A 26,189-nucleotide genomic window follows, 5' to 3' on the forward strand; every position below is an offset into this window, starting at 1 on the left:
CCAGGCGCTGGGCCAGCACCCCGAGCAGGCTGGAGGCCACCAGAAACGGCTCCACGCCCATGTCCACGAGGCGCGTCACGGCGCCGACGGCGTCATTGGTGTGCAGCGTGGCGAGCACCAGGTGCCCGGTCAGGCTGGCCTGCACGGCGATCTGTGCGGTTTCAAGATCGCGGATTTCACCGATCATGATGATGTCCGGGTCCTGGCGCAGGATGGAGCGCAAGGCGCGCGCGAAAGTAAGCTCGATTTTCGTGTTGACCTGCATCTGGCCGACTCCGTCGAGATCGTATTCGATGGGGTCCTCGACCGTCATGATGTTGTGTCGCGTGCTGTCGAGCTTTCCGAGGCCGGCGTACAGCGTCGTGGTTTTACCCGAGCCCGTCGGACCGGTGACGAGAATGATGCCATGCGGCTGGTTGATGAGGTTCACCAGGGTTTTCAGCGTGTCATCCGCCATGCCGAGACCCGTCAGATCGAGTCGCCCCGCCTGCTTGTCCAGAAGACGCAGAACCACGCGTTCGCCGTGGCCGGTGGGCACCGTGGAGACGCGCACGTCCACCGGACGTCCCGCGAGACGCAGCGTGATGCGTCCGTCCTGGGGCATGCGCTTTTCGGCGATGTCGAGGCTGGCCATGATCTTGACGCGCGAAACGATCACGCCATGCAGCGCGCGTTGCGGTTCGATGACGTCGCGCAGCACGCCGTCGATGCGGTAACGCACCACCGTGCGGGTCTCGAACGTCTCGATGTGTATATCCGATGCACCTTCACGCACCGCCTGGGTGAGCAGGGCATTGATCAACCTGACGATCGGAGCGTCGTCTTCGCTCTCCATCAAGTCCGTGGCCTGGGGCAGGTTCTGCGTCAGTTCCGCGAGGTCCAGGTCGTCACCGATGTCATCCACGATATCCATGGCCTGCGACATGCCGCGCTCGTAGGCGCGGTTGAGGGCGGAATCGAACATCACCTGGCTCAGCTCGCGCACGTGGATGGGTTGTCCGAGTGCCCGGTAAAGTTCCGCCAGGGTGGCGCTCGAGACGCCCGGCTTGGCCCAGATTTCCAGCTGTCCGTCGCGCACGCAGGCGCTGATGACGCCGTGGCGGCGCGCGAAATGATATGGCAAACGCTGGGTCCAGGCGGGGTCCAGGGTTTGAAGATCGGGCGCGTTGTCCATGGCGGCCGTGATAACCAGATTAAGGTGATGCGCCGTCGGTACCCGGCTTGGCGTCCAGCAGATTCGGCGGGCCGAATATCTTGTCCGGCGGTATTTCATCCGTGGCGGGTTTCTGTTTCTCGTCCGGCGCCGGCACCGTTGGCAGGAACCTCTCCAGAATCGGCGACTTTTCCTTCGTGACGGATTTTTCCGTGGCGCGGATATGTTCGTAACGGTTGGCGGTGAAGCCGTAGCTGTCATCGGGCGCGCGCACGATAAGCGGCCGCAAGAACACCATGAGATTGGTTTTCTTTTTATCCTGCGTTTGATATTTGAATAACCAGCCCAGCAGCGGAATTCGCCCCAGAAAGGGAACTTGCTGTGTGGTTTGCTGATTGTTGTCTTCGATCAATCCGCCGAGCACGATGGTGCTGCCGTCGTCCACGATGACCGTGGTTTCCAGCGAGCGCTTGTTGGTGATCAGGTCCTGTGTTACCAGGCTGGCCGCGTTCGCCACACTGGATGCCTCTTCATATATCTGCATCTTGATGCCGCCCCCTTCGGAGATCTGCGGTTTGATCTTCAGGGTCAGACCGACGTCCTTGCGTTCAACGGTCTGGAACGGGTTGACCGTGCCAGTCGCGGTGGTCGCCGAGGCGTAACTGCCGGTCACGAACGGCACGTTCTGGCCGACGACGATCTTGGCTTCGGCGTTGTCCAGCGTAAGCATATTGGGCATGGAAAGAACGTTGGCGATATTATTCGATTCCAGCGCGGTCGCCAGCGCGCCCAGGCTGGTCACGGTAGAACCGTCGGACAGCGTTATCTTTTTGCCGACATAAGCGATCGAGAGCCCCCCGGTGGCAGCGAGGGCCTGGGGATTGAGCGCCGCGGTGACGATTCCCGGGTTGGCGGCGGGAAAGTTGATTAGGGCGCCGGCCGTGCCGCTGCCGACCTGCTTGCCGCCGGCCCACTGGAAGCCAAATTGCGAGGCCTTGTCGGTGGTGATTTCCACAATCAACGCTTCGACGTAAACCTGTGCCCGGCGTATATCGAGTTTTTCGATGACAGCGCGCAGATTGTTGAATACGGCATCGGAGGCGCTGATGACGAGCGAATTTGTCGCCTCGTCCGCCTGGATTTGGGATGCCTCCGCCGCCTTGCTGGCGCCTACCGGCGGCCGGCCGGGTGTCGCCGCGGCTGAGGCGGTCAGGGCACGCGCCTCGCCCGACAACAGGCCGCGAAGAATCTCGGCCAGTTTAGTGGCTTCCGCATTACGCAGGTAAACCACGCGCGTGTTGCCGCTGACCTTGGCCGGCACGTCCAGTTTTTCAATGAGCGCGCGCAGGTCGTTGATGGTGCCCGGATTCTCGGCGCGGACCAGCAGGCTGTTGGTACGCAGGTCCGGCATGATGGTGACGCGATCGGCTTCGCCTACACCTGCCGCCACCGGTGCGACCGGTCCGGCAGATTGTGTCACGTTGGGATACAGCCGCACGATGATTTCCGCGATATCTAGGGCCGAGGCGTTTTTCAGCGGGACGATGGTGAGTTCCGAGCCGCCGCGCTGATCGAGAATTTCAACGATGTGCAGCAGGTTGCGGATGTTATCCGCGTAGTCGGTGATGATCAGTGTGTTGGCCGGTGGGTAAACGGAAAGCTGGCTGGTGGGCGCCATCAGTGGCCGCAGCAACGGCACGATTTGCGCCGCGGAACCGTGCTGTACCGTGACTACATGCGTAATGGTCTGTTCACCCGGGCGCGGTGCTACCCCCGTGGTAACCACGGCGGCCTGCTTGGCGTCCCCCAGCGGAACCAGCTTGATGAAGCCGCTCGCGCTGTCGATCGCGGTGTATCCTTGCGCCTTTAGCGAGGCGAGGAATATCTGATAGATGGCGTTTTTGGAGACGGGCTGGGTGGAGATGATTGTAAGTTTGCCTTTGACGCGCGGGTCGAGCAGAAAATTCTTTCCCGTGATCTGCGATACGGTTTTCACCACCGCCTGTATGTCCGCCTCCTGAAAGTTGAACATCATCTGGCCCGGCCTTAGCGTCGTGCCGGCCGCGGTCGCGGGGCGAGCGGGAGCAGGTGCGGCGGGAAATGAAGGCGGCACAGAAGGTATGGTCCTCGCCCCCTGGGGTGGCATGGGTGGCGATGCAACCACGCCACCGGGCGGGACAGGGGGTGTCACGGCGGCGGATTGCGGCGCGTTCGGCTCATCGTCCTCCGACGGCGCTTGCGCGACCTGAATCGGCTTCAATTCCGCCGCCTGCGCGAGCGGAAAGACAAGCAGGGCACCCACCATCAACGTGCCGAGGGTTGTCGCGATGAAATGTCGGGTATCTGTCATCCTCAATTGACCCACTTTCGCATCGTTGTGAATAGCTACCGGCTCAGTTTTGCGAAAACTGATAATAGAGTTGCTCGGATTTACCGCTACGCGTTATTTCCATTTGCACGGCGCCGATGTCAGGCATTTGTTGATAGAGGCGTATTGCATCTTCCGCCGAGTTGATCGGTTGCCCGTTGACGACCTTGATGACATCGCCGGCACGCAACCCCAGTTTTTCATACAGGCTCCCCGCCTGTATCTGCTGCACCTGAAATCCGCCGCTTTTGGACGGTATCATGGTTGCCTGTCGTAGAAAGTCCGGCGTGCGCATCTGCGCCGCGAGTTGTTCGCGTTCCACCCTATAATGATTCACGCCGGTTTCCTGGACAATATTCGCCGAAACCGCAGGGGGACGGGACGCCACGGCGGGAGGAATCCATTGTTCCGTTGGCGACTTTTCTGCACCCTCCAGCATCAAACTTTCCAAGGCTCCGTTACGCTGGATCACGACCCGGTCTGGATACACGGCTTGTAATACTGCATTCCCGGTGACGGTCTGGCCGACGGCGAAGGGTTCCTGTGACTGACCATTGACGGAGATCAGCGCATAGCCACCGCTGGCCGAGGCAATCACCCCGGTCAGCACCAGGTTCAAACTGCTGATCGGTAGATTATCGAGGCGCCCGCCGGTTAATTCCTGGCTAACTTGACCGAAGAGATGGGCAGCGAGCAGAGGCTGCAGCGAAAAAGTATTCTGCTGAGGAGAGGGCGTGGGCGGCGCCAGTACCAGCGGAGGTATCGGCGGTTTAACCACCAGCCAGGTCCATTGGGCGAGACTGGCCGTCAGCAACAACAGCATTCCGCCGTTGAGAACACCCGGCAGCCATTGTCTGACACGGGGATTGGCGATGACCTCGACGATACTCATTTATTTGGTTTCAGTTGCTTGCGCCATGCTGTGTATGTTTCTAGTTAACATTATATCTTGGCAGCAGGAAAAACCTAATTAATCCGGGGTATAACAAGGTATAATGCGCGGCTCGCCGCCCAGGATATCCAGCTTCCCTGACCCATGGAATTACGGTCAAATACCGGCGTGAGCCGGCCTTTCGTCCATCTCAAAGTCCATACCGAGTTTTCCCTGGCGGACGGCATCGTCCGTGCGGATGATCTGGTCAAAACCGCCGCCCGTCTTGAGATGCCGGCCGTGGCTGTCACCGACCTCGCCAATCTCTTCGGTGCCGTCAAGTTTTATCAGGCGGCCTGCGCGGCCGGGATCAAGCCCATCATTGGGGCGGATGTTTGGCTGGAAAATCCGGCCGACCCGCACAAGCCCCATCCCCTGACACTGCTGTGCCAGAACATCGAGGGCTATCGCCGGCTCAGCCGGCTGCTCACGCGCGCCTACGTGGAAGGGCAACATTCCGGCCGGCCCTGCCTCCGCAAGTCCTGGTTCGATGCGCCGTTATCGGGCCTGATCGCGTTGTCGGGCGCGCATGAGGGCGAAATCGGCCAGGCATTGCTTTCCGGCAATCCGGCACAGGCGGACGAGCTGGCCCGCGCCTATCAGAACTGGTTCCCGGGATGTTTTTATCTCGAGCTGCAGCGTACCGGCCAGCCATTTCAGGAAGATTACAATCACGCCGCCGTGGAGCTGGCGCGCCGGATGTCGCTGCCGGTCGTGGCGACGAATCACGTGGTGTTCCTGCAGCCGACGGATTTCGACACGCACGAGGTCAGGGTATGCATCCAGGACAGCCGTGTGCTCACCGACAGCCGTCGCCCGCGCCGCTACACCACGCAACAATATTTCCGAAGCAGCCAGGAGATGGCCGAACTGTTCCAGGACATTCCCGAGGCCATCGATAACACGGTCGAAATCGCGCGCCGCTGCAACCTGCGTCTGGAATTCGGACACTATTACCTTCCCGCCTATCCCGTGCCGGAGGGCATGACCATCGATGCGCTGCTGCGCCAGGAGACGCAGCAGGGGCTGGAATCGCGTCTGAAGCTCATGCTGGAGGAGGCGCGCGAAGCCGCACGCAAGACGTACAACGTACGTCTGGAGCTGGAGCTTTCCACCATCAACAAGATGGGATTTCCCGGCTACTTCCTGATCGTGGCGGATTTCATTCAATGGGCCAAGAAAAACGGCATCCCGGTCGGGCCCGGCCGCGGCAGCGGTGCCGGTTCGCTCGTGGCCTATTGCCTCGGCATCACCGAGCTCGATCCGATCAAGTACGAGCTGCTGTTCGAGCGCTTCCTCAATCCCGAACGTGTCTCGCTGCCGGACTTCGACGTGGACTTCTGCATGGAGCGGCGCGACGAGGTGATCGAATACGTGACCCAGCGCTACGGCCAGGACCGGGTGGCGCAGATCATCACCCACGGCACCATGGCGGCCAAGGCCGTGGTACGCGACGTGGGCCGCGTCATGGATCATCCTTACGGCTACGTGGACAAGATTGCCAAGCTCATTCCGTTCGAAATCGGCATGACCCTGGAGCGCGCGCTCGAGATCGAGCCGCAACTGGCGGAACGCTACAAGAAAGAAGACGACGTGCGCGATCTGATCGACACGGCGCGCGCGCTCGAAGGGCTCGCGCGCAACGCCGGCAAGCACGCCGGCGGCGTGGTGATCGCGCCCGGGCCGCTCACCGACTTCATGCCGCTTTACTGCGAACAGGGCGGGAAGCAGACGGTGACGGGGCTCGACATGGAGGACGTCGAAAAACTCGGCCTGGTCAAATTCGATTTTCTGGGTTTGCGCACGCTCACGATCATCGACAAGGCGGTCAAGACCATCAACGGCGAACGCGAAAAGAAAGGCGAACCGGCGCTCGTCATCGAGCAACTGCCGATCGACGACCCGGCGACGTTCGCGCTGATCAAATCCGCCCGTACCACCGCCATGTTCCAGCTGGAATCGCGCGGCATGAAGGACCTCATTCAGCGTCTGCAGCCGGACAACTTCGAGGAAATCGTGGCGCTGGTGGCGCTGTTCCGGCCCGGTCCGTTGCAATCCGGCATGGTCGACGATTTCATCAACCGCAAGCACGGCCGCGCGCGCATCAAATATCCGTATCCGAGCCTCGAGCCGATTCTCAAGCCTACCTACGGCGTGATCCTGTATCAGGAACAGGTGATGCAGATCGCGCAAGTGCTGTCGGGTTACACGCTGGGCGGCGCCGACCTGTTGCGGCGCGCCATGGGCAAGAAGAAGCCGGAGGAGATGGCGCTGCAGCGCAGCGTGTTCGTCAAGGGCGCCGAGGAGCGCGGCGTGAATCCAAAATTAGCCGCCGACATTTTCGACCTGATCGAAAAATTCGCCGGCTACGGCTTCAACCGCTCGCATTCGGCCGCGTACGCGTTGATCGCCTATCAGACCGCCTGGCTCAAGGCGCATTATCCGGCGGCGTTCATGGCCGCGGTGCTGTCGTCCGACATGGACAAGACCGACAAGGTCGTGACCATGATGGCCGAATGCCGCGACATGAAACTGAACATCCTGCCGCCCGATATCAACCGCTGCGAATATCATTTCGTGCCGGTGGACGCCGCCACCATTTTCTACGGCCTTGGCGCCATCAAGGGGTTGGGCGAAGCCGCCATCGACACTATCTTGGGGGAGCGGAACCGGGGCGGGGCTTTCAAGGATCTTTTCGATTTCTGCCAGCGCATCGACCTGCGCAAGGTCAACCGGCGCGTGCTCGAGTCGCTGATTAAGGCCGGCGCGCTCGACGGGCTCGGCACGCATCGCGCGGCGCTGATGGCGTCGCTCAACAGGGCGCTCGCCGTCGCCGATCAGCAAAGCCGCAACCGGGACGCGGGTCAGGTGGATATCTTCGGCAACGCCGTCACGCCGGCGGAGACGCATGTTTACGAAATCACCGCGGAGTGGAGCGAAGAGCAGCGACTAGAAGGCGAAAAGGAAACACTCGGGCTTTATCTCACCGGCCATCCGATCGCGCGCTATGCCGAGGAACTCAAGCGCATTACCGACGCGACGATCGCCGAACTCAAACCCACGACCGACAGCACCATCGTGGTGGCCGGCCTGGTGGTCGCGAGCCGTACCATGCAGACCCGGCGCGGCGATCGCATGGCTTTCGTGACCCTCGATGACCGCACCGGCCGGCTTGAACTCGCGGTATTTTCCGACCTGTATGCGCAGAGCCGTGAACTGCTGGCCAAGGACACTCTGCTGGTGGTGGAAGGGCAGGTGAGCATGGACGAATACTCCGGCGGGTTCAAAATGTCCGCGGAGAAGCTCTATAATATGGATCAGGCTCGCGCCGCCTTCAGCCGGCGGCTGGTGATCGATGTGACGGCCGAGCAGGCGGGCAATGGTTTTGTCGATGAGCTGAAGGAAATTCTCGTCCCGGCGGCCCAAGGAAGGTGCCCGGTATACCTGCATTACCACGGCCAACAGGCGGAAGCCGAAATTGCGCTGGGCGATGAATGGAAAATCAGTCCGACCAACACGCTGCTGGAACGCCTGTCGCGCCTTGCCGGAGAATGCAATGTCCACCTTATCTATCGCTGATCGTTTTTGATGCCTGATTCATGAACCAGAATTATCTCGAGTTCGAACAATCCATCGCCGATCTGGAGGCCAAGATCGAGTCGCTGCGCTATGCCGACAAGGGCGCGGCGATCAATATCAACGACGAGATCAACAAGCTCAGCGCCAAAAGCCGCAAGCTGACCGAATCCATTTTTCATTCGCTGACGCCGTGGCAGATCTCGCAGCTCGCGCGCCATCCACTGCGTCCGTTTACGCTGGATTACATTGCGCGTGCCTTCACCGATTTCGAGGAACTGCACGGCGACCGCGCGTTCGCCGACGACCCGGCGATTGTCGGCGGCGTGGCGCGGCTGGACGGCCGGCCCGTTGTCATCATCGGGCACCAGAAGGGGCGTGACACGCGCGAGAAGGTGCGGCGTAACTTCGGCATGCCGCGCCCGGAAGGATACCGCAAGGCTTTGCGCCTGATGCATCTTGCCGAACGTTTCCGGATTCCGCTGATCACGCTGATCGACACCCCTGGCGCCTATCCGGGCGTGGGCGCGGAAGAGCGCGGCCAGAGCGAGGCCATCGCCCGCAATCTCTACGAAATGGCACGGCTCAACACGCCTATCGTCAGTGTCGTGATCGGCGAGGGCGGTTCCGGCGGGGCGCTCGCCATCGGCGTGTGCGACCGCTTGCTGATGTTGCAGTATTCCACCTATTCCGTCATTTCTCCGGAAGGCTGCGCCTCCATTCTATGGCGTTCCGCTGACAAGGCCTCGGAAGCGGCGCAGGCCATGGGCATCACCGCCGAAAGCCTGAACCGGCAGGGCCTCGTGGACGAAATCGTGCCGGAGCCCCTGGGCGGCGCGCATCGCGACATGGACGAGATCGCCAAGACTCTCAAGTCCGCGCTCATCTCCGCCCTGGACAAGGTCGGCTCCATGCCGCTCGAGCGTCTGCTCGAACAGCGCTACGACCGCCTGATGCATTACGGCGAGTTTGAAGAACATTGATACGAAGCCCTGATTAATTCCTCCGTTCGTGGTGAGCTTGTCGAACCATGAACGGAGGACACCGTAGAATCAACAAGTGACGCCTATCGCCCTTCGACAAGCTCAGGGCGAACGGAATTAATCAGAGGCTCTATAACGTGTTTTCTCCCTCGGCACTGGCGGATGTCCTGCACCGTCTCGGCCTCTCTCCGGAAACGCCGTTAAAAGTCGCCTTCAGCGGCGGTCTTGATTCCTGTGTATTGCTGCATGCCCTTTGCGCCTTGCGCAAGGAACTGCCATGGCGTCTCGGCGCCGTGCACGTGGATCATGGCCTGCAGCCGGCTTCGGCCGGATGGGCGCGGCATGCCGAAAAATTCTGCGAAAATTTGAACGTTCCGTGTGCGGTTGAGCGCATCCTTATCACGACCGCGGAAATCCGCGAGCATGGGCTGGAAGCGGCGGCGCGGCAGGCGCGCTATGCCTGCCTCGCACGCCATGTGGGCTCGAGCAAAGTCCTGCTCACGGCGCATCATGTCGACGATCAGGCCGAAACCGTGCTGCTGCAACTGCTGCGTGGCTCCGGCACCCACGGATTGGCTGCCATGCCGGAAATCGCGCCATTTTCCGCCGGCCGGCTCGCGCGCCCGCTGCTGGGTTTCACCCGGGCCCAGCTCGCGGACTATGCGGAGCGGGAAAAACTGCAATGGGTTGATGATCTCAGTAATCGTGATCCGCGGTTTTCACGCAATTATCTGCGGTATCAGGTATTCCCACTGCTGGATGCGCGCTGGCCCGGGGCCGCGCGGCAGATCGCGCGCGCCGCGGCCCTGTCAGCCGAGGCCGCCGGGCTGCTCGATGCCGTGGCGCAAGCCGATTGGCAAGTCTGTCGTGCCGAGGATCCATCGGCGTTGTCGGTGACGGCGCTGCGCCGACTTCCTCCGCCGCGTCAGCGCAACCTGGTGCGCTATTGGCTGCGCCAGCAGGGTTTTCAGGCGCCCTCGGCCATGCATCTGGATCATATTCTGGCGCAGGTAGAGCGTGAGCCACGCACGCGGCACGCCGTGGTCCGTTGGCCGGAGGCGGAGGTGCGCCGTTATCGCGATGAACTCACGGTGCTGAGGCCGTGCCGGGAAACGGATTCCGCGATGAGCTTGTCTTGGAACCTAGCCGAACCGCTGGTGATTCCCGGCGTGGGCCTGTTGCGTGCCGTTGCCACGCGCGGGGACGGTCTGTCGCAGGAACGCATCGGCCATGCGCCGCTCACAGTCGGTTGGCGTCAGGGCGGCGAAACCTGCCGGCTACCGGGACGCGCGCATCATCACAAGCTCAAGAAATTATTGCAGGAGGCCGGCGTTCCACCCTGGGTGCGCCAGCGATTGCCGCTGGTTTATGCCAACGGCGACCTGGCGGCGATCGGCGACCGCTGGGTTTGCGAGCCGTACGCCGCACGCGCCGGTGAACCGGCGTGGAAACTGCGGCTTGAATTCGTGCGGGAATTCCACGCGTCGAAATAAAACCAGGGAACCTTAAATAAGGAATCTTCCTGATTTTGGATATGTGACTAAGGTCCAATATCAGGCAACCGCGGCGTTTCAGAAAATCCCTTGCGTGAAGGACTTTGAAACAGGGCTTCCACACGAAGCCATGATTCAAGCTCGTCGCCGTGACTGGAAATGGCTGGCTCGACCCCGCACCCGCGACGACATTGTTGCGTCATGGGATGACGGTCGAGGCCAGCCCCGCCAGTTCCCGAAAACCACAACCCTCTGTCAGAAAAGGAAGACAACATGAAGATACTCAAAGTACTCATTCTACCGACCGTATGCGGGATGCTGGCCATCGCGGCACCGGTATATGCCGCGGACACGGCCGCCACCACGAACATGCAGATTCTGTTGGACAAGGTCAAGGCCGACAAGAAACTGGTCGTGGCGGCGAACATGGATCTGAGCGACGCCGAATCCAAGGCGTTCTGGCCGATCTATGACGCCTATCAGAAGGACCTGATGAAGCTCAATGAACGGGCGGCGAAGATGATCGAGAGTTACGCCGCCGCCTACAACAGTGGCGCCATGACCGACCAGCAGGCTCAGACTCTCATCAACGAGGCGCTCGACGTCGAGGCGTCCGAAGCGGCGATGCGCAAATCGTATGCGGCAAAGCTTGGCAAAGCGCTGCCCGCAAAGAAGGTGGCGCGCTATCTGCAGATTGAAAACAAAATCCGCGCCGCCATCCGATTCAATATGGCCGACAAGATTCCGCTTGTCCCGTGACGGGAGCGGCTCACGGCGTTCAGGACCGGTGTACGCTTCTTACGATTCGTAGAACGTAAATTCGTTTTGGACGGTATCGGCTGGCGATTATAACGTTGCGACTTATACGGAAGCGGGTGTCCTCTTGGGTTTTCCCAACGACACCCGCCTCTTTATATTTGCGGCACGTGGCATGGCCGCCGCGTTTTCGTTTTGTGGGAGCGTTCCTGTTTCGGGTACGATCATCCTCAAAAAACACGACTAGCGGGCTGCCGGCTCGGTATTGCTCACAGGCATATGCGCGGGTCACGGCAAACCGGTCACGTTCCTCAGGTTCCTGTGTTATGGACTGCTGATCACGGTCATCCAGCTTGCGGTGTCGACGCTGTATGTATGGCGTTGTTTTTCCTGATACGTTGACCGGCGGACGTCATCGGCGGATTGCCGTTCCGCCGGTTCGAGGCATGCGAATCCTGGCATTTCAATCCCATGCCGGCCGGATAAAGACCCCCACTATTATGAGTATTGTCCGGGATACCCGGTGAGCCTGCTTATCGATCGCTTGGATGGGCGTAACAGCCGATATCATGCAGTTACCCCCCCACATTACCCTGATTTGACCTATATCAGAGACCTGCATCGGCACACAATATTAAGTATATTGGTCTTGGTCGGGGCAGCGAGATCCGGCCGTAAGAGAGAGCGCACTGGCCAAAGGTGTTAGCAGGAGAGGGCAGGGTTTTGTCTGAAACATGCGCATCCCGGCGGGGTAACTGTCGAGAAGCCGACTCTACAACCGCAGAGATAGGGAGACTTGTTTGTGGAGATCGTTGAGCGCAGGCGGTCGAACGACTCATCGCTAAAGGGCGAGGCGCGATTCCGCGCCATCTTCGCCAGAGCGAGTGTTGGCGTCGCGCTGATTGACAGGGGCGGATATGCCATCGAAGGCAATCCGGCGCTCCGGCGCATGCTCGGCTACACGTCCGATGAACTGCGCATGATGGCTTTTCACGAATTCGTGCACCCCGAGGACGTTGATCCGTGCGTCACGCTGTTTCGGGAGATGCTCGACGGAAGACGCGATCGCTACCAGATCGAAAAACGATTCCTCCGCAAGAGCGGCGAGGTCATGTGGGGCCGGCTCAGCGTGTCGCTGCTGCGCGAAAAGGAGGACGGTCCCGCTTTCGGCGTCGCCATTCTCGAGGACATCACCGAGCGCTATCTCGCCGAGCAATCGCAGCGCGAGAGCGAAGCGCGGTTCCGACTGCTGGCGGACTCGGCGCCGGTACTGATCTGGATGTCGGGCACGGACAAGCGCTGCACGTATTTCAACCTCTCCTGGCTGGAATTCACCGGGCGGACCCTGGAACAGGAGCTGGGCGACGGCTGGGCCGAGGGCGTTCATCCGGAGGACCTGCAGCGCTGCGTGGATACCTATGTCCGCGCGTTCGATGCACGCGAACCGTTCACCATGGAGTACCGGTTGCGCCGTCATGACGGCGAGTATCGCTGGATTATGGATAGTGGCGCCCCCCTGTTTGAAAACGACCATCATTTTTCCGGCTACATCGGTTCCTGCATTGATATCACGGAGCGCAAACGCGCGGAGGAGGAGCATCTTCTCCTCGCGGCGGTCGTCGATTCATCCAACGATGCCATCTTCAGCCTGATGGTTGATCGAACGATACGAACCTGGAACCCCGCGGCGGAGAAGTTGTTCGGTTATTCGGCCGCGGAGATCGTGGGGCGGGATATTTCGATTCTCGCCCCGCCGGATCGCCGGGATAAGGCATTGGCCGTTTTCGAGAAAGTACGCGAGGGACTGTCTGTCAATCAGCTCGAAACGATATGTCGGCACAAAGACGGCACGTTGATCGAGGCCTCGCTCAATGTCGCCCCGATCCGAAACGAGCAGGGTCAAGTCACCGGCGCTTCGGCCGCGGTACGCGATATCACCGGACGCAAACGGGCGGAAGAGGCCCTCCAGCAAAGCGAATTCAAATTCCGGGCGCTGTTTGAATCGAACGTCGTACCTTTGGCGTTCTGGCGCGCGGACGGCTGTATCCTCGATGCCAATGACGCCTATCTGCGGCTCACCGGTTTCAGTCGCGCGGAACTCGAGGCGGGTCAAGTTCGCTGGGCCGAGCTGACCGCGCCCGAGCATTCCCATCTCGACCGGCGCGCGATCGAGGAGTTCGCGACGGGAAAACAAACCGTCGCTCTCTACGAGAAAGAGTATGTACTGCGTGACGGGCGGCATATCCCCGTGATGATCTCGATCTCATTGTTGCCCGGGCACCGTGATCGAGGCGTGAGTATGTTGATCGATTTGACCGAGCAAAAGCGGTCGCAGGAGCGCCTGGAAGAGAGCAGGGCGCAGATCAAGGATGAACGGGCTTTCCTGAGGCAGGTAATCGACATCGACCCTAATTTTATCTTCGCCAAGGATCGCGAAGGCCGCTTCACCCTGGTTAACCGGGCGGTGGCGGATGCCTATGGCACGAGCGTCGAGAATCTCGTCGGCAAGACCGATGCGGATTTCAATCCCAACGTCGAAGAGGTTGAAGCCTTTCGCCGCACGGATCTCGAAGTGATGGATACGTTGCAGGAGCGCTTCATGCCGGAAGAGCATATTACCGATTCCAAGGGTAAAGTGCGCTGGCTGCAGACGGTCAAGCGGCCGATTATAGAGAAGGACGGGACGGTTAATCAGGTGCTCGGCTCGGCAACTGATATTACCGAGCGCCGTCAGGCGGAACTGGAGATGGCGCGGCAGCGGACGGAACTATCTCACATCACCCGCGTCTCCATGATGGGTGAATTGACATCATCGCTCGCGCACGAGCTCAATCAGCCGTTGACCGCGATCCTGAGTAATGTCCAGACGGTCATACGCTTGCTGGATGGCCCCGTGCCCGACATGATGGAAATACGCGAGATCCTCGGCGATATCGTGACCGACGATCAGCGGGCCGGTGAAATAATCCGGGGCCTGCGCAGCTTGCTGAAGAAGAGCGAGTTGAAATTCGAGGCGCTCGACCTTAACAGTGTCATTCTCGAAGTAATCGGGCTCATCCGCAGCGATGCGCTGATCAAGCATGTCGCGGTCGCGCTGCGGCTGACGCCCGATATACCGAATGTGCGCGGGGACCGCATTCAACTGCAGCAGCTCATGCTGAATCTCGCGATCAACGCCCTCGACGCCATGAGGGATATTCCCGCAAGCGAACGGCGATTGGATATTGCCACCACGCAAATAGATGCGCGCGCGGTGCAGATCGCGGTGCAGGATTCGGGCGTGGGCATTCCTCCTGACCGGCTCGAAAAGGTGTTTGATCCGTTCTTTACAGACAAACCCCAGGGCATGGGTATGGGGCTTGCCATCTGCCGTTCCATCGCGCGTATGCACGATGGGCGCATCTGGGCCGCGAATAACACTGGCCGTGGAGCGACGTTTCGGTTTATTTTTCCCATCGATGGGGATTCGATCTCATGACGGAAGTTGCGCCGATGGTATTTGTCGTGGACGACGACCCCTCCGTGCGCAAGAGCGTGGGCCGTCTGCTTAAATCCGCCGGTTACCAGGCGGAGACGTTTGCCTCCGCCCGGGAATTCCTGCGGCGCGATGAGTACCCGGGGCCGGGTTGCCTGGTTTTGGACGTGCAGTTACCCGAGTTAAGCGGCCTGGACCTGCAGCAGACACTGGCAGGGACCGCCCATTCGCTTCCTATTATTTTCATCAGCGGCCATGGCGACATTCCCATGAGTGTCCGTGCGATGAAGAACGGCGCCGTGGATTTTCTTCCCAAGCCATTCGTGGCGCAGGATCTTTTGCGCGTAATAGGGGAGGCGCTCCAACGCAGCCGCCGGGAACAGAATGATCGGCTTGAGACCGCCACCATTCGAAAACGGCTTGCCCGGCTGACTCCGCGGGAATACGAAGTGCTATGCAGTGTCGTTGCCGGCAAGCTGAACAAGCAAATCGCGGTGGAACTGGGGGTGGGAGAAAAAACCGTCAAAGTCCATCGTGGACGCGTGATGGAAAAGATGGATGCCGATTCTGTCGCCGAACTGGTGCGGCTGTCCGAGAGGGGCGGTGTGATACCCACCCCGATCCGCGTTTGATCCGATCTTCTTTTCCTGCCAATTATTCCGCAAGTGGCTGCTTTGACTTGATTTAAGGCTGATCGATATTTAATGCAGATCGACGGCCACCGTCGCCGCGTATTTTTACCACTGGGTCGTTCGCATTGGACGAAGGTCCCATATTCTTTTAGTGGGACAGCGGTACGCTTCGGGTTCCGGTCCGAGGTCCCTGATGGCCAGATCCCGTTTGCTCGTGGCGGTAATAGACGATGATGCGTCCGTACGCAAGGCGCTGGCGCGTCTGCTGCGTGCCAGCGGTCATGAGGTAGAAGCGTTCGCCTCCGGCGGCGAGTTCCTCGAATCCTCGAAAACGGGGGCGCCGGATTGTCTGGTGCTGGATGTGCACATGCCGTCGGTCAGCGGGCTGGACGTGCAGGCGGCGCTCCTGGCCCGTGGTATACACGTGCCGATTATTTTCATCACCGCCTACGATGACAACGCCCTGCGCGACCGCGCACTGGAACAGGGTGCCGTGGCCTACCTGCGCAAACCGCTGACGGAGCAGATGCTGCTCGCTGCCATCGCGAAGGCGGTCGGTCCCGGGCGCCAGCCATGACAGGACGCCGGAACAACCGCCCGCGCCGGCTAATGGGACCTTGGTCCAATGGCGGCTCGCCATGACGATGGTGTATAAAATCATCTTTCGTCTCCCTCCTCCTGGATCTCCTAATCTTCTGTGAGACGAAAGTTTGCCCTCCGGTCTCCCGGAGGGTTTCTTTTTTCAGTACACGTCATGGCTTGGACTCATGCTAGCCGACAGCGGAACGCCACAGGCCGCTTTTTCTCCGCCGCCGGCGGATACCGCGGTTGTTGGACCAAGGTCCAATGGCCGGTGATCGCCACATTTCAGACAATATTATTTTGAGATTGAAGAGGGGCAGGCAATGCGCAAAATGATTGTGGTTGGTTATTGGTTCGGGGCGGTCGCCTGTTGTGCGGCCTTCGGTCTTTTGGCGTCACCGGCCGTCCGGGCAGAGGACGGCGCGGCATCGGCCGATAAGTGGCAGTTCGAAATTACACCCTATCTCTTCGCCTCGGGTCTCAGCGGCACCGCGGGAGTGCGCGGCGTCGAAGGGAATGTCGATATGGGTTTCAACGACATCTGGAATCACCTGGATAAAGCCTTCATGGGAGTATTCGAGGTACGCAAAGGGCCGTGGGCATTCATACTCGACGGTCTGTACGTTAAGCTCGAGGACGAACAGACCAAGTCCGTGACTGGACCGGCCGGTTTCGTTACCGCCAACGCCGATTTCAATGCGACGGTGATCGAGACGATATACCAGCCGACGCTCGGATACCGCCTGGTCGACGAACGCACGAAGTGGGACGTGCTCCTCGGGGCACGCTATACCCAGATCGATGCCGACCTCAATGCTGGCATCTCGATACCGAGCCGACCTTTCAACGGTGGGCGCTCTATAAGCGGCAGCGTAAACTGGTGGGACACGGTAATCGGCGCACGGGTCATTGCCCCGATTGCGGATCGCTGGTCCTTCGTCGGCTATGTCGATGTCGGCACGAACTCGACGTATCAGGCTCTCGCCGGCGTGAACTGGCAGTTTGCGAAGCAGTTCTCCGGAAAGTTCGGTTATCGCTTCCTCCATCAGGACTACGAGTCCGGCGGTACCAAGTGGGATATGGATATGCAAGGTGTTTACCTGGGGCTTGGTATTCGCTTCTAGCGCAACGAATTATTTTCGCAGACACTGAAAACTTATACTGAAAGTTCTGGCCTGCAAGAGAGGCGATGCGTGCGATAGGCGTTTCCCGAGCAGGACCATTGTTTCTTTTTGAGAAGTTATGGACACATCTATTTATGAAGATTACTCGAAACTCCACCTGGCTATTGTTCGCACAATTCGTGCTCGCCACTTGTCTGTTCGCGATCGGCCGCGCCGGTCTTGCCGCCGAGCCCGCGGAGGCCGCCAAGTGCGCGGCAATCCCGGGCGATCGCGAGCGGCTCGAATGCTATGACGCACTCGCGAAGCGAGGTAAAGCCAAGCCCGCCGACGAGCCGTTTCAACAACTCGGCGTGGTCGCTCCGCCCAAGCCGGCGCCGGGCGCCGCTCCACCGACGGCGCTCTCCGTGCGCTGGGAACTCGACCCCGAAACCAAGCAGGGGTCGTGGTTGATACGCCCGCATCAGCCAGTGTTTATCCTGCCGGTAGTCCGCACGGACCATAGTAACGACTCGCCCCAGACGCCCACGCACCCGCTACCCTTTGATGCGCCGCTCCAGGATAACGAGGCGGAGTTTCAATTGAGCCTCAAGGTCAAGGCCGCCGAGAACCTCTTTAGCCTTTTTGGAAGCCGAGCGGATCTGTGGTTTGCCTACACCCAACAGAGCCAATGGCAGGTCTACAACCACCAGCATTCCGCGCCGTTTCGTGAAACTAACTACATGCCGGAGATGTTCCTGTTGTTCCCCACGCGCTACGACCTGCTCGGTCTCACCGGCCGTTTCGTCAGCTTAGGTATGGTGCACCAGTCCAACGGCCGCGCCAATCCGCTGTCGCGCAGCTGGAATCGCGTATACACCCAGTTAGGTTTCGAGCGCGGAAACTTCGCCCTGCTGGTTCGTCCTTGGGCTCGGATACAGGACAGCGCCGACAAGGACGACAACCCCGACATCATGCGCTACGAGGGCTATGGCGATGTCACGGCAATCTACCAGTGGGGCAAGCAGGAGTTCTCCGTGACCGCGCGTGACAACGGCGGCAATGCTTCGTCCACCGACACCTGGAGCTTTCCGATCCAGGGACGCCTCAGGGGTTACGTCAAGATAACCACCGGTTACGGTGAAACCTTGATCGATTACAACTGGAGGCAAAACACCATCGGCGCCGGCATCCTGCTGGCGGACTGGCTGTAGCGAGGCGGCGGCAGAGAGCGGTATCGTATCCATCGGCTCGACCAATATGCTCTCGTAGACATATGTTGGGAGTGGTGTCCGGTTGAATATGACTGTTGCTGAACTGTTGCGCATACGCTGATCCCGGTGCCTGGCCTTCTCCGAGGCAGGTTCAGATCTCCCGATGTTTATCGTCAGACGATCTGAACGCGGTATTCATGGCGTGAAGGGAGGTCGGTTATGTCAAAGTCATACATACTGTTAGTGTTCATTACCGCATTGGCGGCGACCGGCTGCCAGAGCCCGGCCCAGATACTCAGCCAGGAACAGGGCAAGGCGGTGGACACCGCCGTGCAACGCGGGCGATTCGAGATGGCCTGTCCCCGGGCAACCGGCACCGTACTCTCCAGCAACATGCTCCAACCCGCCGTGTGGGGCGGGCTCGAACGGGCTGAATATACGGTTGGCTTGGAGGGCTGCGGCAAGCGTGCTGTTTATATAGTCGTTTGTCAGGTCGGTTCGGTGAGTTGTTTCGCGGTTTCGGGCTCTCGAAACGCACCCATCGAAAGGTAGGCGTTATTTTCCGCAGAGCCTGTGCCGGGTGTGTTGCTCCATGGCCGAAGCAGGACGCCCGGGGGTTAACGATTACCGCCAACGGTGAAGCGGGTAGCGCTGCGTCGGAACAACATCGTGTCGGCTCCGCCTCTGGATATCGAGAAGGAGGGAAATGATGAAAGCATCCAGATTTTTGTGCGTTATATCGGCCCTGCTGGTATCGATGGCGATGGTTTCGGTCGCGCCAGCGCAGCAGACGGCGTCGATGCAACCGGCGAAGATCGTCCGGCAGATGTGCGATTACCTCAAGTCGCTTCAGCAGTTCTCTTATCGCGCGGAGGTTACTTACGATGCGGTCGATGCCGGGGGACAAAAGGTTCAGCACACCTTTGACATGGAAACCTCGGTGCGGCGGCCGGACCGGCTTCGGGTTAATGCCGCCGGCGACGTGATCAACAAACAGTTCTTCTTTGATGGCAAGTCCATTACGTTGTACGACAAGATTTCCAAGGTGTATGCCACCCTGGATGTTCCCCCGAACATTGAAGCTGCGCTGGATAAGGCGCAAAAAGATTTTAATCTTAGGGTGGCCCTGACCGACCTGGCCAGCCCGAAGCTCTACGATTATTTGTCCAAGAATTTTCCCAACTCCCGTGACCTGGGAATAGACAAGGTACGGGGAGTCTCTTGCCATCACCTCGTCTTTGACCGCAAGGATGTGCAGGTGCAGCTGTGGATCGACGCTGGTGGTAAACCGCTGCCGCAGAAGGTTGTTATCACTGAAAAAAATTCGCCGGAGTCTCCGCAATGGACGGCGTTGCTTAACGATTGGAACGTATCATCAAAATTCGATGACAGCCTGTTCGCTTTCGTTGTTCCGACGGGCGTTCAAAAGATCAATTTTCTTCCGGCGCAAAAGGCCGCTGCTTCCGGGCAGGGAACAGAGTCCGCGAAGACAAGGAGATGAGTTATGAAAAAATCATTGATGGCCAGGTTCCTGGCGGTGAACCTCATGTTAGCGATGGTCGTTGGTATCCTGCTTCCCGTACAGAAGGCGGAAGCCAGGGACGGCGGGTTCGGCGGAGGCAATTTTCGTGGGGGCGGAAGTTATGAAGGTGCCAGAGGGGGCCAGGTCGCCCAGGGTCCCCGCGGAGGCGCCGCGGCCACCGGTCCCGAAGGAGCTTCGGCGGTAAGAAGCCCTTATGGTGGTGCTGCGGCAAGAGGCCCGGAGGGCGCCGCGGCGGTAAGAAGCCCCTACGGAGGTGGTGCGGCTGTAGGTCCCGGCGGAGCCGCGGCGGTAACAGGTCCTTATGGAGCCGCGGCGGTAAGAGGCCCCCAGGGCAATGTCGCGGCGGGTTATCGAGTTAGCGCCATACCTGCCACCGCCACGCCCGTCATAGTCGCCGGCCAGACTTATTATGTCGATAGCGGTGTCTACTACCAGCAGGTTTTCGATGGTTCCGAGGTGGTTTATATCGTGGTTCCTGTTCCCCAGGAGTAGGTGGACATGGTCGCCCGCGGCAAAGCAGAGGTTCCGGCTGTGGCCCCCGCCTCGGCAGGACAGGCCGTGAGCACCAAATCGATGTCGGAGCGTTACGCAGAGTTACGCAGCCGGCGTGTCTCGATGATCGATCTGCTCGTTACGCTCGTGCTGCTGATGGTCGCCGCGCCGTTTGTCCATCAGGTTCAGTATGGCCAGCTCATCGAGGCCGTGTTGCTAACGCTGGTGCTGCTGTCAGCGGTGGCGGTTGTCGGGGCCAGTCGCAGAATGTTGCTGCTGGCCACCGTTTTGGCTGCCCCCGCGGTCGTCGGAAGCTGGATCAACCATGTCCGGCCGGACTGGCTGCCGCCGGAAATCTACCTGACGAGCAGCTTGCTGTTCGTGGCCTTTGTCGTGGTGAACCTTCTGCGCTTCACGCTCCGCGCACCGCGCGTCAATGTCGAAGTGCTCTGTGCCGCTATTTCGAATTACCTGATGATCGGGCTGCTTTGGATGTTTGCCTACCTGTTGGCGGCCCGGTTGGTGCCGGATGCCTTCAGCTTCACCGTCGGGCCGGCCTCCGACCGGTTGCTGGATGGTTTCAACGCCCTTTATTTCAGTTTCGTCACTCTCAGCACCGTCGGTTATGGCGACATCGTTCCACTGTCGCGAGTGGTTCGGATGCTGTCGATTTTGGAGGCGACCACCGGCATGTTTTACGTGACGGTGCTGGTTGCGCGTCTGGTCGCTTTGTATTCGACGGAAGGATCTCAGCAAGGCGCGAGCGATACAAAAAAGCGCTGAAACGGGAAGCATTCTTAAGGAAGCCCTGAGAAAGTCCGTTCGTGTTGAGCCGGTTCCCCAGTTTCGACCCGTGCGTGCTGAGCTTGTCGAAGCACGCAGAGGCTCAGGTTGTCCTCTATTCTGCGCATGGCTGCTTATTACCCGCTGCGTTCGTATTGCCGCCGTTAGACCATGGTCCAATGGTCGGCGACCCCCCCATTTCAGATAATCCCCTGTTAATAAGCGCGGTGAACGCTACACCGACAGAGGCGCAAAAGCCTCGTCTGAAGCGTTCAAGACAAATCGAGAAGACCCATTCTGGAACTGCTCGCGGAGAGCGGAATGAAAAGGAGAAACATCGTGAACATGAACACGCCAATCCCCGGGAAGAATTGCTCCATCAGATTCGTTGCCACCGGCCTGCTGCGCCAAGTGACGATCGCCTTAACGGCAGCCGGACTGTTGACCGTGACGATGGCGCCCGTCGCCGCGCAGGGGTCCGGCCCCGCGCAGGTGGTGTTGCCGACCGATCGCACGATCTTGCCGATCCCGGAGCCGCAGTACCCGCACAGCACGGTGTTCAATGTTCGGAATGCCACGCCGCCGCCACGCTTCGAGGTCAAGGCGCCGGTCAAGGCGCCTAATGTGCTCATCGTGCTGATCGATGACATGGGCTTCGGCCAGTCGAGCGCTTTCGGCGGGCCCATCCACATGCCGACGGTGGAGCACCTGGCCAATGAAGGGCTGCGCTATAACGAGTTTCACACCACGGCGCTTTGCTCGCCCACGCGGACTGCGCTGCTCAGCGGCCGCAACCATCATATGAACAATATGGGATCGATTACGGAGACGGCCACCGCCTTCCCCGGGCAAACCGGCCAGCGCCCGAATAGCGTCGCGCCGCTCGCGGAGATGCTGCGGCTGAACGGCTACAGCACCGCCGCCTTCGGCAAGAGTCACGAGACGGCAGCATGGGAAGTCAGCCCCTCCGGCCCCACCGACCGTTGGCCGACCCGTTCGGGCTTCGACAAGTTCTACGGCTTCATCGGCGGAGAGACCAACCAGTGGGCGCCGCTGCTCTACGATGGGATGATCCAGGTCGAGCCGTCGCATGACCCGAACTACAATTTCATGACCGACATGACCGATCAGGCGATCAAGTGGGTGCAAGAGGAGAAATCGCTCACGCCGGACAAGCCGTTCTTCGTCTACTTCGCGCCCGGCGCCACGCACGCGCCGCACCACGTGCCGAAGGAGTGGATCGCCAAATACAAAGGCAAGTTCGACCAGGGCTGGGACAAGCTGCGCGAGGAGACACTCGCCCGTCAGATCAAGCTGGGTGTGGTGCCCGCGGGTACGAAGCTGGCGCCCAAGCCCGAAGCCATCAAGGACTGGGCTACGCTGAGTCCGGATGAGAAGAAGCTCTTCGCCCGACAGATGGAAGTGTTCGCCGGGTTCGGCGAGTACGCCGATGCGGAGATCGGCCGGCTGATCCAGGCCATTGAGGCGACCGGTCAACTCGACAACACTCTGGTCTTCTACATCGTCGGCGACAACGGGGCGAGCGCCGAAGGCGGCATGAACGGGCTATTCAACGAGTACACCTACTTCAACGGAGCGCATGAGACAGTCCAGGACATCCTGAAGCATTACGACGAACTCGGCGGCCCGACCACCTATCCCCACTATGCCGCTGGATGGGCGGTCGCCGGCGACACGCCCTTCGAGTGGACCAAGCAGGTGGCCTCGAGCTATGGCGGAACGCGCAACGGCATGGTTGTCCACTGGCCGAAGGGCATCGCGGCGAAGAATGAACTGCGCTCGCAGTGGCACCATGTGATTGATATTGCCCCGACTATCCTGGAGGCGGCCGGTTTGCCGGAACCAAAGAGTGTGAACGGGACGGTCCAGGAACCCATCGAAGGGGTGAGCATGGTCAACACCTTCGCGGATGGTAAGGCGCCGAGCCGACACACAACACAGTATTTCGAAATCTTCGGCAACCGGGCCATTTACAGCGACGGCTGGCTCGCCGGCACCGTCCACCGGGCGGCGTGGGAATTCAAGGTCCGGAGGCCGCTTGAAGACGACATCTGGGAACTGTATGACACTCGGTCGGACTTCAGTTTGGCGAATGACCTCGCCGCAAAAAATCCCGCGAAGCTAAAAGAGATGCAGGACCTGTTCCTGAAGGAGGCGGTCAAGTACTCCGTGCTGCCTCTCGATGACCGGCTAACGGAGCGGTTCGTCGCCGCCCTGGTCGGTAGGCCCGATCTGATGGCCGGCCGCACCTCCTTGACGGTCTACGAGGGGATGATAGGGATGTCGGAGAACGTCTTCATCAACCTGAAGAACAAGTCGCACACGATCACCGCCGAAGTGGAGATCCCGAAGAAGGGCGCCAACGGCGTCATCCTCGCCCAGGCGGGTCGTTTCGGCGGCTGGAGTCTCTATATAAAGAATGGCAAGCCGACCTACACCTACAACTGGCTGGGCCTGCAGCGCTACACGGTGGCCGCCACACAGGCGGTGCCTGCCGGAAAGGCTACCATCCGTTTCGATTTCGCGTATGACGGCGGCATGGGCAAGGGCGGCACCGGCACGCTCTTCGTCAACGGGAAGAAAGTTGCCACGGGTCGGATCGAAAAAACACAATTCGCTGTGTTCTCGGCGGATGAAGGCGCCGACGTGGGCGCGGATGAGGGCACGCCGGTCACCGAGGCTTACAAGGTGCCGTTCAAGTTCACCGGCAAGATCTACAAGGTGACGATCGAGCTGAAGGAGATGAAAGCCGCCGACAAGGGCGAGGCGGAACAATCCCACAAGGAAGCCGCCCTGAAGAAGGCGCTGTCAGATTAAGTAAATTCACTGATCCGAAGGGAATGGACACGGCGTACGTGATGCAGGCCGGCAGCGCGTTAGTGGAATCCAGCCTGACGTTGGAATCGCTGGCCTAGCTCAGCGTTGTGCATGTCCCGTCGGCGCCGGTGGACGGGAAAACGCCGGAACTGGATGTCATGGGCGAGTTGTCGCATGGTCGCCAAATGCAGTACGAAATCCGTGACGGACACTACATCGTTGAGATCGCGGGGACACCGCTCGCAATGACCGTCTACAAGATGGGCGACAAGTACGTGGCGGCGCGCGGCAATGAGTTCGGTTATGCCAACTACGAAATCGAAGTGGCGAGGGAGTAATCCCGGGGAAGATGTATAGAGCATGCGCAAGCTTCTAAAAGAACCGTTGCTGCATTTTCTCGTGCTGGGCGCGTTGCTCTTCGCCGGCTACGAGGTGATGAATCGCCGCGGCGAACCGGAGGCCGGGAGGATCGTGGTCACGCAGGGCCAGATCGACAACCTGCGGGCTTCGTTCAGCCGCGTCTGGCAGCACCCGCCCACGCCGTCTGAAATGGATGGATTGATTCAGGACTACATCCGTGAAGAAGTCCTCGCGCGCGAAGCGATGACGCTGGGCCTCGACCGTGACGACACCGTGATCCGCCGGCGCCTGCGGCAGAAGATGGAATTCATTGCCAACGATCTCTCCGCGCCGGTGGAGCCGGGCGAGACGGAACTCGAAGCCTTTCTGGCCAAGCACCTCGACCTTTTTCTCGTCGAGCCGCGGTTCACCTTCCGGCAGGTCTATCTCAACGCCGGGCAACGGGGCGACGTGCTGCAACGGGACGCCACGCGGTTGCTGGCTGAACTGAATCAGCCGGGCGCAAAGGCCGATTACCAGACGCTGGGTGATGCCACAATGCTGAATCCCGAGCTGACGGATGTTCCGGCCGGTGAGATTACCCGCCAGTTTGGGGAGAAGTTCACGCGGCAATTGGAACAGTTGCCGACCGGCCGGTGGCACGGGCCGGTGATTTCCGGCTACGGTGCCCACCTGGTGTTGGTGGAGGATCGGACCCCGGGGAGGATGCCGAAGCTGGCGGAGGTTCGCGAACAGGTCGCCCGTGAGTGGGCTGATGCGTGCCGTCGAGAAGACAACGAGAAATTCTATCAGAAACTGCTGAAGCATTACTCCGTGACCATCGAGGGTGCGTCGTCCGGCGCGCACGCGAATATCCTGGCCGCACAAGCGAAATGAAAATGCCATACATACTCGTCGTGTTCCTGTTCGGTCTGATCGGTGTTGACATGGCGGCCGCCCATGAGGTGAGACCGGCCTATCTGGAACTTCGCGAGACGGCGCCGGAGACCTTCGATGTCCTGTGGAAAGTGCCGGCGGCCGGTGAAGACATGCGGCTGGCGCTTTACGTGCGTTTGCCCGAAGGTTGCGTGAACGTCACCGAGCCGCGTGGCACGTTCATTGGCGGCGCTCACCTGGAGCGTTGGCGAATCAAAACGAGCGAGTCCTTGCGCGGCCAGTCGCTGCGCATCGAGGGGCTTGAAGCGACCATGACCGACGCGCTCGCGCGCATCGAGTTCGCCGACGGCACGACCTGGTTGCGGCGGCTGACTCCGCAGCAGCCGTCCGCGATCATCCCCGCGCAGCAGACGGGATGGTCGGTGGCCGGTGAGTACCTGAAGATGGGTGTCGAGCACATCCTGCTCGGCATCGATCACTTGTTGTTCGTGCTGGCGCTGCTGCTCATTGTGGTCGGCTGGAAACGGCTGCTCGCCACGATTACCGCCTTCACCCTTGCCCACAGCGTCACGCTCGCGGCCGCGACGCTTGGTTTCGTGCATGTCCCGCAGGCGCCGGTCGAAGCGCTCATCGCGCTTTCCATCGTGTTCGTCGCAAGTGAGATCCCGCGAATGAAAACCCCCTCTCCACTCGCGGGAGAGGGTAGGGGAGAGGGGGCGATAACCCTTACCGCTCGCGCGCCCTGGATCATCGCCTTCACGTTCGGTCTCTTGCACGGCTTCGGCTTCGCCGGCGCCTTGAGCGAGATCGGCTTGCCGCAAGGACATATCCCGCTCGCGCTGCTGTTCTTTAATGTGGGCGTGGAACTCGGTCAGCTGCTGTTCATCGCCGCCGCGTTGAGCTTCATCGCTTTGCTACGGCGCGTCCGGTTTCGTTTTCCCCGTTGGACCACGTTTATCCCGCCCTATGCCATCGGCAGCGTGTCGATGTTCTGGGTCATCCAGCGGGTCGCTGCGTTCTGAGCACAAGTTTAA

20 protein-coding genes are annotated in these 26,189 nt (G+C 60.2%); 17 read left to right on the forward strand and 3 right to left on the reverse strand.

Going from position 1 to position 26,189, the window contains the following annotated elements; genetic code table 11:
• From ACC569_RS02070 to ACC569_RS02080, 3 genes are all read right to left on the reverse strand, one after another.
• Nucleotides 1-1,174 (reverse strand): GspE/PulE family protein (locus tag ACC569_RS02070; protein ID WP_372521834.1); only part of this gene is annotated, 1,174 nt, incomplete at its 3' end.
• 19 nt (nt 1,175-1,193) lie between these two features.
• Nucleotides 1,194-3,503, reverse strand: coding sequence for a type II secretion system secretin GspD (gene gspD / locus ACC569_RS02075; RefSeq protein WP_372521835.1), 2,310 nt, complete (start codon nt 3,501-3,503; stop codon nt 1,194-1,196).
• Nucleotides 3,504-3,546: 43 nt separating this feature from the next.
• Entirely contained in the window at nt 3,547-4,413 is an 867-nt protein-coding gene (locus tag ACC569_RS02080) for a type II secretion system protein N (protein WP_372521836.1), read from the reverse strand.
• 168 nt (nt 4,414-4,581) lie between these two features.
• Here ACC569_RS02080 and dnaE point away from each other — a divergent pair, with 168 nt between their 5' ends.
• From dnaE to ACC569_RS02165, 17 genes are all read left to right on the forward strand, one after another.
• A complete protein-coding gene (gene dnaE / locus ACC569_RS02085) occupies nt 4,582-8,031 on the forward strand; it encodes a DNA polymerase III subunit alpha (RefSeq protein WP_372521837.1) in 3,450 nt (1,149 codons plus the stop codon).
• 20 nt (nt 8,032-8,051) lie between these two features.
• Nucleotides 8,052-9,011, forward strand: coding sequence for an acetyl-CoA carboxylase carboxyltransferase subunit alpha (locus ACC569_RS02090; protein ID WP_372521838.1), 960 nt, complete (start codon nt 8,052-8,054; stop codon nt 9,009-9,011).
• Nucleotides 9,012-9,148: 137 nt separating this feature from the next.
• Nucleotides 9,149-10,504, forward strand: coding sequence for a tRNA lysidine(34) synthetase TilS (gene tilS / locus ACC569_RS02095; protein WP_372521839.1), 1,356 nt, complete (start codon nt 9,149-9,151; stop codon nt 10,502-10,504).
• 273 nt (nt 10,505-10,777) lie between these two features.
• Nucleotides 10,778-11,263 (forward strand): hypothetical protein, encoded by a 486-nt coding sequence (locus tag ACC569_RS02100; RefSeq protein WP_372521840.1) that lies wholly within the window; start codon nt 10,778-10,780, stop codon nt 11,261-11,263.
• Nucleotides 11,264-12,062: 799 nt separating this feature from the next.
• The gene (locus tag ACC569_RS02105; RefSeq protein ID WP_372521841.1) at nt 12,063-14,738 is read left to right on the forward strand and encodes a PAS domain S-box protein; all 2,676 of its coding nucleotides are present in this window, start codon (nt 12,063-12,065) and stop codon (nt 14,736-14,738) included.
• Nucleotides 14,735-15,367 carry a response regulator transcription factor gene (locus tag ACC569_RS02110; protein ID WP_372521842.1) on the forward strand — a complete coding sequence of 211 codons (633 nt, stop codon included), beginning with the start codon at nt 14,735-14,737 and terminating at the stop codon, nt 15,365-15,367. The genes ACC569_RS02105 and ACC569_RS02110 overlap by 4 nt, the downstream gene beginning before the upstream one ends.
• Nucleotides 15,368-15,560: 193 nt before the next feature.
• Complete coding sequence (locus ACC569_RS02115) at nt 15,561-15,944, forward strand: response regulator transcription factor (RefSeq protein WP_372521843.1); 384 nt, start codon at nt 15,561-15,563, stop codon at nt 15,942-15,944.
• A 328-nt stretch (nt 15,945-16,272) separates the two neighbouring features.
• Nucleotides 16,273-17,073: a hypothetical protein gene (locus ACC569_RS02120; protein ID WP_372521844.1), complete on the forward strand. Its 801-nt coding sequence runs from the start codon at nt 16,273-16,275 to the stop codon at nt 17,071-17,073.
• Nucleotides 17,074-17,207: 134 nt separating this feature from the next.
• Nucleotides 17,208-18,263 carry a phospholipase A gene (locus tag ACC569_RS02125; RefSeq protein WP_372521845.1) on the forward strand — a complete coding sequence of 352 codons (1,056 nt, stop codon included), beginning with the start codon at nt 17,208-17,210 and terminating at the stop codon, nt 18,261-18,263.
• Between the two features lie 219 nt (nt 18,264-18,482).
• Complete coding sequence (locus ACC569_RS02130; RefSeq protein WP_372521846.1) at nt 18,483-18,815, forward strand: hypothetical protein; 333 nt, start codon at nt 18,483-18,485, stop codon at nt 18,813-18,815.
• A 157-nt stretch (nt 18,816-18,972) separates the two neighbouring features.
• Nucleotides 18,973-19,764, forward strand: a complete 792-nt coding sequence (locus tag ACC569_RS02135) for a DUF2092 domain-containing protein (RefSeq protein ID WP_372521847.1) — start codon at nt 18,973-18,975, stop codon at nt 19,762-19,764.
• A 3-nt stretch (nt 19,765-19,767) separates the two neighbouring features.
• Nucleotides 19,768-20,298 carry a hypothetical protein gene (locus ACC569_RS02140; RefSeq protein ID WP_372521848.1) on the forward strand — a complete coding sequence of 177 codons (531 nt, stop codon included), beginning with the start codon at nt 19,768-19,770 and terminating at the stop codon, nt 20,296-20,298.
• A 6-nt stretch (nt 20,299-20,304) separates the two neighbouring features.
• On the forward strand, nt 20,305-21,081 hold the full coding sequence (locus ACC569_RS02145; protein ID WP_372521849.1) for a potassium channel family protein: 777 nt from the start codon (nt 20,305-20,307) through the stop codon (nt 21,079-21,081).
• 453 nt (nt 21,082-21,534) lie between these two features.
• Nucleotides 21,535-23,919 (forward strand): arylsulfatase, encoded by a 2,385-nt coding sequence (locus tag ACC569_RS02150; protein ID WP_372521882.1) that lies wholly within the window; start codon nt 21,535-21,537, stop codon nt 23,917-23,919.
• A 107-nt stretch (nt 23,920-24,026) separates the two neighbouring features.
• A complete protein-coding gene (locus tag ACC569_RS02155) occupies nt 24,027-24,257 on the forward strand; it encodes a hypothetical protein (RefSeq protein ID WP_372521850.1) in 231 nt (76 codons plus the stop codon).
• 22 nt (nt 24,258-24,279) lie between these two features.
• Entirely contained in the window at nt 24,280-25,155 is an 876-nt protein-coding gene (locus tag ACC569_RS02160; RefSeq protein WP_372521851.1) for a peptidyl-prolyl cis-trans isomerase, read from the forward strand.
• A 2-nt stretch (nt 25,156-25,157) separates the two neighbouring features.
• On the forward strand, nt 25,158-26,177 hold the full coding sequence (locus ACC569_RS02165) for a HupE/UreJ family protein (RefSeq protein WP_372521852.1): 1,020 nt from the start codon (nt 25,158-25,160) through the stop codon (nt 26,175-26,177).
• The last annotated feature ends 12 nt before the right edge of the window (nt 26,178-26,189 follow it).

It is taken from the genome of Sulfuricaulis sp. (assembly GCF_041499725.1).
Lineage (GTDB): Bacteria > Pseudomonadota > Gammaproteobacteria > Acidiferrobacterales > Sulfurifustaceae > Sulfuricaulis.